The following is a 13,562-nucleotide window of genomic DNA, read 5'->3' as shown; positions in this document are numbered from 1 at the left end:
CCTGTTACTGGCGTTACCGCCAATGCACCTGCTAGCTGCCGAGGTTAGCGTTGCGTCGGCTGTATGACCCGGCAGTCGAGATTGACCTGCTTTCAGGTCAGCTCTGCTTCGTTAAGGCGTTCCAGCCCGACAAAGGGACAGGCGCTAAGTAGCTCTGTCAGCGCGCGGCCATCCGGTAGCTGCAGCCCAGGGGCGATCTCGGCCAGCGGGTAGAGGACAAAGGCGCGGGCATGCATATGGTAGTGCGGCACGGTCAGGCGTGGTTCATCCAGCTGGCGTTCGCCGAACAGCAGGATATCCAGGTCGAGGGTGCGCGGCCCCCAGCGTTCGGCCTTGCGCGTGCGGCCCTGTTCCAGCTCGATGGTTTGCAGCGCATCAAGCAGGGCTAGTGGGCTGAGTTCGCTATCCAGTGCGGCCACGGCATTTACATAGCGCGGTTGATCCGCCGGGCCGAGCGGGTCGCTGGCATAGAAGGACGACTGGGCGATTAGGCGGGTGTGCGGCAGCGCGGCCAGGGCGGCCAGGGCGCTGCGCAGTTGTTCGAGCGGGGTGGCCAGGTTACTGCCCAGGCCAATATACACGCGCTCCATCATTCACTCGCGGCGGGGCTGGCGGCGTCACTGGCCGGGCCGCGTTTGCGCTTGCTGTTGCTGCGTTTGCGCTTGCGCGGGCCGGCGGGGCCATCGTCCTTGCTGCTGAGGTCGCGGATCATATTGCGCCGCTCGCTGTCGCTAACATCCTGATAGCGGGTCCACCACTCGCCGAGGCCGCCGGTTTCCTCGCCTGCGCTTTCACGCAGCAGCAGGAAGTCGTAACCGGCGCGGAAGCGTGGGTTTTCCAGCAGCATGTCGGCGCGTTTGCCGCTGCGCCGTGGCAGGCGTTCCTGCATATCCCAGATTTCGCGGATCGGCATGGTGAAGCGCTTGGGCACGGCGATGCGCTGGCATTGCTCGCTGATCAGCTCGTGAGCGGCTTCCTGCATGGCCGGGATCGGCGGCATGCCGCGGTCCTGCAGTTTGATCACGCGGGCTGGCAGGGCCGGCCAGAGCAATGCGGCAAGGAGGAACGCCGGGGTGACTGTCTTGCCCTGATGAATGCGCAGGTCGGTGTTGTCCAGCGCATTACGGATTAACTGGTCGGTGTAGTCCGGGTTGAGTTTCAGTGCCTCGGCGCTGGCCGGGAACAGCTGGCCGAACAGGCCGTAATCCACCAGCAGTTCGTAGGTGTACACCGCGTAGCCGGCGAGGAACAGCTTGAGTACTTCATCAAACAGGCGCGCGGCGGGGATGCCGCCAAGCAGCGGAGCCAGTTTGTAGATCGGTGCGGCGCTGTGTTTTTCGATGTCGAAATCCAGCTTGGCGGCAAAACGCACCGCGCGCAGCATGCGCACCGGGTCTTCCTGGTAGCGCTGGGTCGGATCACCGATCAGGCGGATCAGGTGATTGCGGATGTCGTGCACGCCATTGGCGTAATCGAGAATGCGCTCGGTGCTTGGGTCGTAATACAGCGCATTGATGGTGAAGTCGCGGCGCTGGGCGTCGTCTTCCAGGCTGCCATACACGTTGTCGCGCAGGATGCGCCCGCTCTCGTTACGCGAGGACAGGTTGCTGTTCTCTTCCTCATCGCCTTCGGGGTGGTTGGCGCGGAAGGTGGCGACTTCGATGATCTCGCGGCCGAAATGCACGTGGACCAGCTTGAAGCGCCGGCCGATCACCCGCGCGTTGCGGAATTCGGCACGCACTTGTTCGGGCGTGGCGCTGGTGGCTACGTCGAAATCCTTGGGGTCGATGTCCAGCAGCAGGTCGCGGACACAGCCGCCGACCAGATACGCCTGGTAGCCGGCCTGTTGCAAGCGTTCGACCACGCTGATGGCGTAGCGGCTGATTTCACCGCGCTCGATCGGGTGCTGGCTACTGCTCAGCACTTCGGGCGTGCTGTGCGAATGTTTGCCACGGCGGATGGGGGTACGAAAGGACTTGAACAGCTTTTTCAGCATGGGAGGCACTGTTTGACTAAATGACTGGCCAGAGTATATGCCGGCCGCAGGAATGGCGCGGATTCTAGCATTGAGTCGGGGGTTGATGCAGGAAACGGCGGGAGACTGTTGCAGGCGGGGAGTTTGAAGCTACTGGGGGAGCCGAAGCTCCCCCCCAAATTGGTGCGTGCTCTTTTTTTATTATTATGGCGGGCTTGTTGTTTTTGTTGATTTACCCGTTCCATCCAGTCAAGGACTTTTGGAAAACTTCCCAAGCTGGGAATCAAGAGCAAACGGATTGCTTTGGATGCTGATGCTGCCATGATCACACAGTGACCCAACCAGTTCTGGCGCTGCCTTAGGGCAGTTTTATTATTCTCAGCCTGGTTTTGGGGCGAACCCCAAAGGCAATTCCTTTCCAAAAGAATCAGTTAGCTGCGCCTCCGCGTTGTTGTTTTTATTGTGCTGGAGTCGGTACGTCTTATTTTTATTAGGTTTGGAGCGTGCTTGTTATTGTTGTTGTGCCAGCAATAAAGCAGAACCCGTGCCAGTTTTTGCAATTCCTTTAAAAACAAGGGGTTGAGCTGTGCTGAGGGTGCTGGGGTGGCATAAAAAAGCCGGGTTCTCGTTACCATAAGACCCGGCTTTTGTTACTAAGTGTTGAATGGGTAACAGACTGTGGAACCTTGTGTGTGCGTGTCTGTCACCCTGGCGCAGGCCTTCTAGCCTGCGGTTGCCCCCGAAGATTTGCGCCGTGGAATGCCCAGGCGCTGGCGGCGTTCCCACAAACATTTGCGACTGATGCCGAGTTTGCGTGCCAGTTCGGTCTCGGTCATATGGTCCTGATGCTCCAACACGAAGTGCTGGAAGTAGTCTTCCAGTGACAGGTCTTCGGTTGGTTCGCTCGGCTCATGGCCCAAGCCGCCGCTTTGCGCGGGCAGGCCGGTGAAGTCGTCTTCCAAGTCATCCAGTTCGATATCGATGCCCAGCAGCTCGGCGGAAATGCTGCTGCCTTCGCAGAGAATCACCGCGCGCTCGATGGCGTTCTCCAGCTCGCGCACGTTGCCCGGCCAGGAGTAATGACGAATGGCCTGTTCGGCATCGGCAGCAAAGCTCAGGTCGAGACGGCCCTGGCGGGTGCTTTGGCGAATCAGGAAGGCGCGGGCAATTTCGATCACATCCGCGCCGCGTTCACGCAGCGGCGGCAGTTTCAGGGCGATTACGTGCAGGCGGTAATACAGGTCTTCACGGAACTGACCGATCTTCGACAGGGTTTTCAGGTCGCGGTGGGTGGCGGCGATCAGGCGCACATCGACCTTCTGCGACTGCACCGAGCCAACCCGGCGAATCTCGCCTTCCTGTAGCACGCGCAGCAGACGCGCTTGAGCTTCCAGGGGCAGTTCACCAATTTCATCGAGGAACAGGGTGCCACCATCGGCGGCTTCCACCAGGCCCGCACGGCCGGCGCTGGCGCCAGTAAAGGCGCCTTTCTCATGGCCGAACAGTTCGGATTCGATCAGCGATTCCGGGATGGCGGCGCAGTTCACCGAAATCAGCGGCGCCTTGGCGCGGCGCGAGAGGTTGTGCAGGGCGCGGGCGACCAGTTCTTTACCGGTGCCGGACTCGCCTTGAATCAGCACGTTGGAGTCAGTGGGCGCGACCTTGCGGATCTTGCTGTACATCTCCTGCATTGCCGGGCAGGAGCCGATGATGCCGATTTCGCCGTTGCTGTTGTCCACCACCTTGTCGGCGCTAGCTTTTGCTGGGCCGGTTGCGGGTGCTGGTGCGCTCTTGGCCTGCTGGTGATCGCGCAGGATGCGCGCCACGGCCTGGAGCATTTCGTCGTGGTCGAAGGGTTTGGCGATGTAATCGACCGCGCCCATCTTCATCGAGTCGACCGCCGAACGCAGGCTGGCATAGCTGGTCATGATCAGCACCGGGGTGCCTTGACCGAGCTTGATCAGCTCGGTGCCGGGGGCGCCCGGCAGGCGCAGGTCGCTGACGATCAGGTCGAAGCTGGGGATGCTGAAGCGCTCTTGCGCTTCCTGCACCGAGCCGGCTTCGCTGACTTCGTATTGGTTACGTTCCAGCAGGCGACGCAAGGCAGAGCGGATAATGGTTTCGTCTTCGACGATCAAAATATGAGGCATCAATTCGGTCTCTCGACGGTCTCGGGGCATGCCGCTGGACTAAGGGGCCTGGCAGGCATGCTCGCTGGTAGCTGGTTTAAGTCGCTAGGGACGTCGCCTCGACATGCCTCGGCAGGCTGACCCTAATGCGGGTGCCGCGTTGAAGCTCGGGGTCGGCCGGGCTGTCGATTGTTATCTGTCCATAATGCTCTTCCACGATCGAATAGACCAGTGCAAGGCCCAGTCCCGTACCTTTGCCCGGGTCCTTGGTGGTGAAGAAAGGTTCGAATAAACGGTCGATGATCGCCTTGGGAATGCCGCTGCCTTCGTCCTCGACGATCAGGTCGACGGTGTGCTCGAAACGTTCGCTCTTGACCCGGATCGCACTGCCTGGCGGTGAGGCATCGCGGGCGTTGGACAGCAGGTTGATCAGCACCTGGGCCAGGCGTTGCGGGTCACCGACCACCCAGTGGTCGGAATCGCAGAGGTTGAAAAACTGCACTTCGACGCTGCGCCGGTTGAGGGCCAGCAGAGCGATGGCGTCCTGGGCGACCTGGGCCAGGCAGACCGGCTCTTCGCTGTTCTGGTGGCTGCCGGAATGGGCGAAGCTCATCAGTGACTGGACGATGCGCGACACGCGCTTGGTCTGCTCGATGATCTGCTCGCTGATCTCGGTCAGCTCGCTGTCGCCTTCACGCTCTTCGCGCAGGTTCTGCGCCAGGCAGGCGATGCCGGTGATCGGGTTGCCGATCTCATGCGCCACCCCGGCGGCCAGGCGACCGATGGAAGCCAGGCGCTCGGAGTGCACCAGCTTGTCTTCGAGCATCTGCGTTTCCGTGAGGTCTTCAACCAGCAGCACCAGGCCGCTGTTACCCGGCGCCAGGGGCTCGTCGATGGCCGCCTTGTGCAGGTTGAGCCAGCGGGTCTGGCCGTCGAGGGCCAGGCGCTGTTTGTGCAAGTGCTCGTCGGGCAGTTCGATAAAGTTCTGCAGCAGGCCGCGCCATGGCTCGCCCAGGGTATTCAAGCGCGAGCCGACTACACGTTGCGCGGGGATTTCGGTGAGTTCTTCCATGGCCTTGTTCCACATCAGGATCTCCTGATCCTTGGCCAACGAGCAGACGCCCATGGGCAGTTCCTGCAGGGTCTGGCGGTGGTAGCGGCGCAGGGTGTCGAGTTCGGCCGCCAGCCCCGTGAGGCGCGAGTGGTAATCCTCGAGGCGGTTCTCAATAAAGTGGATGTCTTCGGTGACGTAGGTTTCGCTGCCGGCTTTGTAAGGCAGGAAGGTTTCGACGATGTCCTGGGCCACGCTCGGGCCCATCAGTCCGGAGAGGTTGGCTTCGATGCGGTCACGCAGACGGCGCAGGGCATAGGGCCGACCTTCATCGAATGGCAGATGCAGGTCGCGCAGGGCTTGTTCCACTTCATGCTGGGCGGTCTTGGCGCCCAGGGGTTTGGCCAGTTGCGCGGCAAATTCCTGCGGCGAGGCCGCCAGCAGTTCACGGCGCTGCGGGCGGCGCACGTTATCCACGGCGCAGGCTTCGGCGGCGCTTTTCTCTTCCGTGCTGGCTTCGGTAAACAGCGACACTAGGGTGAACACCAGCACGTTGGCCGCCAGCGAGCCGATGGCCGCCAGGTGCCAGCTGCTGTCATCCAGCACATAAATGACGTTGAACCAGGGCAGATACAGCCCCTGCAGGTTGCCGAGCATCGGCAACAGCATGCTCACCACCCACACACCGATCCCCGCCAGCAGCCCGGCGATAAAGCCTTTGCGGTTGGCGGTCGGCCAGTACAGCACCGAAAGCACGCCAGGGAGGAACTGCAAGGTGGCGACGAAAGCGACGATACCCAGGTTGGCCAGGTCCTGTTCGGCGCCGAGTAATAGATAGAAGCCGTAGCCGGCCATGATGATCAGCAGGATCAGCGCGCGGCGGGTCCACTTCAGCCAGCGGTAGATATTGCCTTCCGACGGCGGTTGGTACAGCGGCAACACCACATGGTTGAGCACCATGCCGGACAGTGCCAGGGTGGTGACGATGATCAAGCCGCTGGAGGCCGACAGGCCGCCGACATAGGCAATCAGCGCCAGGGTCTGGCTGTTGACCGCGATGCCGACGCCGAGGGTGAAGTATTCCGGGTTGGTGGTGGCGCCGAGTTTGAGCCCGGCCCAGAGAATCAGCGGCACTGCCAGGCTCATCAGCAGCAGAAACAGCGGCAGACCCCAGCTGGCGCTGACCATGGCGCGCGGGTTGAGGTTCTCGGTAAAGGTCATGTGGTACATGTGCGGCATAACGATGGCCGAGGCGAAAAACACCAGCAGCAAGGTGCGCCACGGGCCTTCCTGCAGCGGCGTGTGCAGGCTGGTCAGCGAGGACTGGTTCTGCACCAGCCAGGACTGCAGGTCCTGCGGGCCGTCGAATACGCCGTACAGGGCGTACAGGCCAATCACGCTGATCGCCACCAGCTTGACCACCGACTCAAAGGCGATGGCGAACACCAGGCCTTCGTGTTTCTCGCGGGTGGCGATATGCCGGGCGCCAAACAGAATGGTGAATAGAATGATCAGCCCGCAATAGGCCAGCGCCACGCGCTCCTGCACCGGTTCACGGGTGAGGATGCCGATGGAGTCGGCCACCGCCTGAATCTGCAGAGCCAGCAACGGCAATACGCCGACCAGCATAAATACCGTGGTCAGGGCGCCAGCCCAGGTGCTGCGAAAGCGGAAAGCGAACAGGTCGGCCAGCGATGACAGCTGGTAGGTGCGGGTAATGCGCAGGATCGGGTAGAGCAGCACCGGCGCCAGCAGAAAGGCCCCGGAAACCCCCAGGTAGCTGGCGAGAAAACCGTAGCCGTATTGATAGGCCAGCCCCACTGTGCCGTAGAAGGCCCAGGCGCTGGCGTAGACGCCGAGCGACAGGGTGTAGGTCAGTGGGTGGCGAATCACCCAGCGCGGAATCAGGCCGTGTTCACTGATCCAGGCTACGCCGAACAGAATAAGAAGGTAGGCAGCGCTGATCAGAATCAGCTGGCTCAGGCTAAAGCTCGTCAGCATCACGTTGGCTCTGAAGAATGAAGGTCACGACTATCAGGATCAGCCACAGCWGGTAGGGGCGGTACCAGGCCCCATTGGGGTCGATCCACCAGTCCATGATGGCCGGGGAGAACAGGTAGATCCCCACCACCAGGATCAGCACCAATCGATAGATATACATGCCGCATCTCTTCGCTTAATTGCCGGCGATGGTAACGGATGCATCGCGCTCTGCGTAGGCTGGCTGTTGGTCGGGAGAGTTGCGCTGTGCTGGCGCGGGGCTTGGCTTTTTCTTATTAATTGGTACTATCGTTCCACTTAATAAGAAAAACGCTGGAGATTGCCATGCGCCTTGCCCCGCTTTCCGTGCTTACCCTGTCTGTGCTGCTTGCCGCCTGCAGCGAAGAACCGGCCCCGGTGGCCGATCTGGATTTCCAGAAAGACCTGCAGACCCAGCTGATCAAGGCCAAGCCCGGCAGCGTGATCGAGATTCCTGCCGGCACCTACCAGCTCGACCGCAGCCTGAGCCTGAAAGTCAGTGGCGTGACCATCAAGGGCGCGGGCATGGACAAGACCATCCTCAGCTTCAAGGGGCAGAAGTCCGGCGCCGAAGGCCTGCTGGTGGATGCCTCGGATTTCACCATTGAAGACATCGCCTTCGAGGACACCCTGGGTGATTCGCTGAAAGTGGTGGGCGGCAAGAACATCATTATCCGCCGTGTGCGCACCGAGTGGACCAATGGCCCGGCCACCGAGAACGGCGCTTATGGCATATATCCGGTGCAGACCGAGAACACCCTGATCGACGGCGCGGTGGCCATTGGCGCATCGGATGCCGGTATCTATGTCGGCCAGTCGCGCAACGTGGTGGTGCGCAACAGCCGCGCCGAGCGCAACGTCGCCGGCATCGAGATCGAAAACACCATCGACGCCGACGTATACGACAACGTCGCCACTGGCAACACCGGCGGCATTCTGGTGTTCAATATGCCCAACCTGCCGCAGGCCGGCCGGGTGACGCGAGTGTTCCGCAACAAGATCGAAGGCAACAACCACAAGAACTTTGGCCACAAAGGCACACCGGTGGCCAGCGTGCCGGCCGGCTCCGGGGTGGTGATCAACTCCAATGACGATGTTGAGGTGTTCGACAACGATATCGGCGACCACAAGACCGCCAACGTGATCATCAGCAGCTACTTCAGCACCGGTTACACCGACCTCTCCACCGCCGAGAACTTCGACCCCTATCCAGAAGGCATCCATATCCACGGCAACCGTTTTGGCCCGGGTGGCGAAAGCCCGGATCACCTGGAGTTGAAGGCGCTGAAGGTCAGCCAGTTCGGCTTGAACGGTCGCCTGCCGGATATTCTCTGGGATGGCTACGTCAACCTCTACATCCTGGTGGATGGCAAGCTGCCGGCGGATCGGGCGATCTGCATCAATAACGGCGAGGCGGGGATGATCAACGTCGACGGGCCGAACAACTACAAGAACATCAGCACCGATATGACCGACTACCGCTGCAGCCTGCCGCCGCTGCCAGCGGTCAAACTGGCCTCGGCTGACGCCGACCAGGGGGCCTGATGCGTCGTCTGTTATTGGGGGCGCTGTTGCTCCTTGCTGGCTGCGAGCAGCAGCCGGCCCCGCTGTATCTGCCGCAAGGTGACAGCTACCCGGAAAAGCTCAGCGAATGGGGCATGCTGCAACGCGCCGATGGTTTTATCGCGCCCGTTGCCGAGGCCTTGCCCTATGACCTCAATACCCCGTTGTTCACCGACTACGCACACAAGCTGCGCAGCGTCTGGATGCCGGCAGGCACGTCGGCGACCTACGCCGAGGCGCATTTCGATTACCCGGTCGGTACGGTGCTAAGCAAAACCTTCTACTACCCCAAGGATGCCCAGGGCCGCCTGCTGCTTAATGAACAGGATGACCGCGACCCGCAGCGCGGTTTGGAGCTGGCGCGGGTGCAGTTGATCGAGACGCGCATTCTGCTTAAGCAGCAGGACGGCTGGGTGGCGTTGCCCTATGTGTGGGATGAGCAGCAACAGGAGGCGCACCTGGAATGGGCGGGCGACAGCCGCCAGTTGAGCCTGCTGAATGCCGAGGGCAAGACTCAGGCGGTGGCCTATCAGGTGCCGGACGCTAACCAGTGCGCCGGTTGCCATGAGGAAACCGCAGGACAGGGCGTCAACCCGCTGGGGCCCAAGGCGCGCCATCTGAACAAGGATTTTGCCTACGCCGACGGCACGCACAATCAGTTGCAGCATTGGCAGCAGCAGGGCCGTCTGCAGGGCGTACCGGCCGAGTTGCAGGGCGTGCCGCAGAACGCCTTATGGCCGACGCCGCGCGATGGCGAAAGCCTGGCAAAACAGGCGCGCAGTTATCTGGATGCCAACTGCAGCCACTGCCACAACCCCAAGGGCCCGGGGCGTACCTCGGGATTGTTACTCGATCCGGCCACGGCCATCGGCATCAGCTATGGCCTGTGCAAACAGCCGGTGGCTGCGGGTAAAGGTTCGGGTGATCGCCTGGTGGATATTCACCCCGGCCAGCCGGATAAGTCGGTACTGCTGTTTCGCGTGGAAAGTGTCGACCCGAGCATCATGATGCCGGAGCTGGGCCGTTCCACTGTGCATGCTGAAGGCGTGGACGTGTTGCAGCGCTGGATCTCCAGTCTGCAAGGGGATTGCTGAATCACCTTTGGCTATATGACTTGGCATAGGGATTGTGGGAGGGGCCGGGCGGCGATCCGCTTCAGCCGCGACAGCTTTCGCCGCTACGACTGCATGGATGCAGGAGGTAGAGCGAAGCAGGATGCCAGAGCCGAAAGCGCCTCCCACAAAGCTGCTATGCGAGCTTGAACACGCGCGACCTGTTTTCGTGCGCCGAGGCAGGCATGGGGCATGGCCGGCCCTGTTGTGGTGCGCGCCTGTAGCGGGTGAATGCGCCAGGCCGCGCCAGTGCTGGCTTGGATCACTGGCATAAGTCTTGCGCTGCCTGGTTATCGCCCAGGCTCGCAGGAGGCCCGCTGTGTCGATTCATATCGCCTTGCACCATGTCAGCCACTATCGCTACGACCGCGCGGTCAATCTTGGCCCGCAGGTCGTGCGCCTGCGTCCTGCACCGCACAGCCGTACCCGGGTTCTGTCCTACGCGTTGAAGGTCGAGCCGGGCGAGCACTTTATCAACTGGCAGCAGGACCCCCAGGGCAACTACCTGGCGCGGCTGGTGTTTCCGGAGAAGACCCGCGAGCTGAAGATCGAGGTCGATCTGGTCGCCGAAATGGCAGTCTTCAACCCTTTCGATTTCTTCCTCGAACCCTACGCCGAAAAAATTCCTTTCGCCTACACCGAGGGCGAGCAGCTGGAGCTGGCGCCCTATCTGGTCAAGCTGCCGGCCGGCAAATTGTTTGCCGAGTACCTGGCCAGCATCGAGCGCACGCCACTGCCGAGCGTGGACTTTCTGGTGGCGCTGAACCAGCGCCTTTCAACCGATATCAGCTACCTGATCCGCCTGGAACCGGGCGTGCAGACCCCGGAAGAAAGCCTGGAGAAAGGCTCCGGCTCCTGCCGCGATTCGGCCTGGCTGCTGGTGCAGCTGTTCCGCCATTTGGGCCTGGCCGCGCGCTTTGTTTCCGGTTACCTGATTCAGCTGAAAGCCGATGTGAAATCCCTCGACGGCCCCTCCGGCACCGAGGTGGATTTCACCGATCTGCATGCTTGGTGCGAGGTCTATCTGCCCGGTGCCGGCTGGATCGGCCTGGACCCGACCAGCGGTTTGTTCGCCGGTGAAGGCCATATTCCGCTGGCCTGCAGCCCCGAACCGTCCTCGGCGGCGCCGATCAGCGGCGGCGTGGATGAGAGCGAGTGCGAGTTCAGCCACGAGATGTGGGTCGAGCGTATCTGGGAAGCGCCGCGCGTCAGCAAGCCTTACAGCGACGCGCAGTGGCAGGCGATTGTCGCGCTCGGACAGAAAATTGATGAAGACCTGCAAGCGCAGGACGTACGCCTGACCATGGGCGGCGAACCGACCTTTGTCGCCCTCGATTACCCGGATGATCCGGAGTGGAACACCGCCGCCCTGGGGCCCAACAAGCGCCGCCTGGCCACCGAGCTGTTTCATCGCCTGCGCGAGCACTACGCGCCGAGCGCGCTGGTGCATTTCGGCCAGGGCAAGTGGTACCCCGGTGAGCAGCTGCCGCGCTGGTCGCTGAATGCCTACTGGCGTCGCGATGGTGAGCCGCTGTGGCACAACCCGGCGCTGTATGCCGATGAACAAAAAGACTACGGCGTCGATGCGGCCAAGGCCGCCGACTTTCTTACCTTGCTCGCCGAGCGCCTGGGTGTGGACGCTAAATACTGCGTGCCGGCCTATGAGGACCGTTTCTATTACCTGTGGCGCGAGCGCAAGCTGCCGAGCAACGTCAGCGCCGAAGACCCGCGCCTGGCTGACCCGCTGGAGCGCGAGCGTCTGCGCAAGGTGTTCGAGCAGGGGCTGGACAAGGTGGTCGGGCATATCCTGCCGCTGGCCCGGCAGGCCAAGCAGTTGGGCTGGCAGAGTGGCAGCTGGTTCTTGCGTGACCAGCATTGCCGGCTGATACCGGGCGATTCGGCGATGGGCTACCGCCTGCCGTTGGATTCGCAACCCTGGGTCAGTGACGCCGATTACCCCTACGTCACCCCGGAAGACCCCAGTCAGCGCTTCGCCCCGTTGCCGGCTGCGGCGCAGATCAAACCGCAGTCGCGTGGCGTCTGGTCGGGTAGCCAGAGCGGTGCAAACAAGCGCCCGCTGCTTGGCCAGTCAGCGGCTGGTGTAGTGCGTACCGCGCTGTGCGCCGAGCCGCGCGAGGGCAAGCTCTATCTGTTTATGCCGCCGCTGGTGCGCCTGGAAGACTATCTGGAACTGGTGGCCGCCATCGAAGCCACCGCCGCCGAGCTGAACTGCCCGGTGTTGCTCGAAGGTTACGAGCCGCCGCTGGACCCGCGCCTGCAGTTCTTCCGGGTGACTCCGGACCCTGGCGTGATCGAGGTGAATATCCACCCGGCCGCCAGCTGGGATGAGCTGGTCGAGCGTACCGAGTTTCTCTACGCCCAGGCCCGCGAATGCCGCCTTTCCAGCGAGAAATTTATGATCGACGGCCGCCACACCGGCACCGGCGGCGGTAACCACTTTGTTCTCGGCGGCGCGACGCCGGCGGACTCGCCGTTTCTGCGCCGCCCGGACCTGCTGCGCAGCCTGATCAGCTACTGGCACAACCACCCGTCGTTGTCCTACTTGTTTAGCGGCCTGTTTATCGGCCCCACTTCCCAGGCCCCGCGTATTGATGAAGCGCGTAACGATGCGCTGTACGAGCTGGAAATCGCCTTCGCGCAGATGCCCGAAGTGGGCCGCGACTGTCAGCCCTGGCTGGTCGACCGTCTGCTGCGCAATTTGCTGGTGGACGTGACCGGTAACACTCATCGCTCTGAGTTCTGTATCGACAAGCTGTACTCGCCAGACTCGGCCTCCGGGCGCCTTGGTCTGCTGGAACTGCGCGCCTTTGAAATGCCGCCCCATGCGCAGATGAGCCTGGCCCAGCAGCTGTTGATTCGCGCGCTGATCGCGCGTTTCTGGCGTGAACCCTACAAACCGGCGCGGTTGGTGCGCTGGGGCACCGAGCTGCATGACCGCTATCTGTTGCCGCACTTTATCGAGCAGGATTTTGCCGACGTGCTGCAGGAGCTGGACGGCTGCGGCTATCGCCTGCACAGCGAGTGGTTTGCCCCGCATTTCGAGTTTCGCTTCCCCAAATCCGGCGATTTCAATGTCAAGGGCATCGAGCTGGAGCTGCGTCAGGCCCTGGAGCCCTGGCATGTACTGGGCGAAGAGGGTGGGGGCGGCGGTACGGTGCGTTATGTCGATTCCTCGCTGGAGCGTATGCAGGTCAAGCTCAGCGGTCTGCCGAGTGACCGTTATGTGCTGACCTGCAACGGCGTGCCGGTGCCGCTGCGGCCTACCGGCAAGGTCGGCGAGTTTGTCGGCGGCGTGCGTTTTCGCGCCTGGCAGCCGGCCAACTGCCTGCATCCGACCATTGAAGTGCACGCACCGCTGGTATTCGACCTGGTGGACAGCTGGATGAGCCGCTCCCTCGGCGGTTGCCAGTATCATGTCGCCCATCCGGGCGGCCGCAATTACGACAGCCTGCCGGTAAACGCCTATGAGGCGGAGAGTCGGCGCCTGGCGCGCTTCTTCCGCCTAGGCCATAGCCCAGGCAAGCGCCCAACACTGGCGCCAATCAACAATAATGAATTGCCCATGACCCTGGATCTGCGCCTGACCTAGTCAGCGCGTGTTGTAGGAGCCAGCTTGCTGGCGATGCTCTTGCGTCGCTACGGATCGCCAGCAAGCTGGCTCCTACACATACGAAATGCCTTTTATCGAGCCT

The 13,562-nt window shown here is 62.1% G+C and carries 8 protein-coding genes; 3 read left to right on the top strand and 5 right to left on the bottom strand.

Annotated elements, in window-relative coordinates:
- Positions 1 to 92: 92 nt before the first annotated feature.
- The 5 genes from folK to P3C18_RS09710 form a co-directional block, all read right to left on the bottom strand.
- Entirely contained in the window at positions 93 to 593 is a 501-nt protein-coding gene (gene folK, locus P3C18_RS09730; protein ID WP_275961665.1) for a 2-amino-4-hydroxy-6-hydroxymethyldihydropteridine diphosphokinase, read from the bottom strand.
- Complete coding sequence (locus tag P3C18_RS09725) at positions 590 to 1,996, bottom strand: polynucleotide adenylyltransferase PcnB (RefSeq protein WP_275961664.1); 1,407 nt, start codon at positions 1,994 to 1,996, stop codon at positions 590 to 592. The genes folK and P3C18_RS09725 overlap by 4 nt, the downstream gene beginning before the upstream one ends.
- A gap of 701 nt (positions 1,997 to 2,697) precedes the next feature.
- Positions 2,698 to 4,125, bottom strand: a complete 1,428-nt coding sequence (locus tag P3C18_RS09720) for a sigma-54 dependent transcriptional regulator (protein WP_275961663.1) — start codon at positions 4,123 to 4,125, stop codon at positions 2,698 to 2,700.
- A 76-nt stretch (positions 4,126 to 4,201) separates the two neighbouring features.
- A complete protein-coding gene (locus P3C18_RS09715) occupies positions 4,202 to 7,156 on the bottom strand; it encodes a sensor histidine kinase (RefSeq protein ID WP_275961662.1) in 2,955 nt (984 codons plus the stop codon).
- Positions 7,140 to 7,316 carry a hypothetical protein gene (locus P3C18_RS09710; protein ID WP_275961661.1) on the bottom strand — a complete coding sequence of 59 codons (177 nt, stop codon included), beginning with the start codon at positions 7,314 to 7,316 and terminating at the stop codon, positions 7,140 to 7,142. The genes P3C18_RS09715 and P3C18_RS09710 overlap by 17 nt, the downstream gene beginning before the upstream one ends.
- A 164-nt stretch (positions 7,317 to 7,480) precedes the next feature.
- On the opposite strand from P3C18_RS09710, the gene P3C18_RS09705 reads away from it, so the two are divergent.
- The 3 genes from P3C18_RS09705 (at position 7,481) to P3C18_RS09695 (ending at position 13,459) form a co-directional block, all read left to right on the top strand.
- On the top strand, positions 7,481 to 8,719 hold the full coding sequence (locus P3C18_RS09705) for a parallel beta-helix domain-containing protein (protein WP_275961660.1): 1,239 nt from the start codon (positions 7,481 to 7,483) through the stop codon (positions 8,717 to 8,719).
- Complete coding sequence (locus P3C18_RS09700) at positions 8,719 to 9,831, top strand: SO2930 family diheme c-type cytochrome (protein ID WP_275961659.1); 1,113 nt, start codon at positions 8,719 to 8,721, stop codon at positions 9,829 to 9,831. Before P3C18_RS09705 ends, P3C18_RS09700 begins: the two co-directional genes overlap by 1 nt.
- Positions 9,832 to 10,168: 337 nt before the next feature.
- Positions 10,169 to 13,459, top strand: coding sequence for a transglutaminase family protein (locus tag P3C18_RS09695; RefSeq protein ID WP_275961658.1), 3,291 nt, complete (start codon positions 10,169 to 10,171; stop codon positions 13,457 to 13,459).
- Positions 13,460 to 13,562: the final 103 nt, after the last annotated feature.

The organism is Pseudomonas sp. 1928-m, from assembly GCF_029269135.1.
Taxonomy (GTDB): domain Bacteria; phylum Pseudomonadota; class Gammaproteobacteria; order Pseudomonadales; family Pseudomonadaceae; genus Aquipseudomonas.
This window is presented reverse-complemented; position numbering and strand designations above follow the sequence as displayed.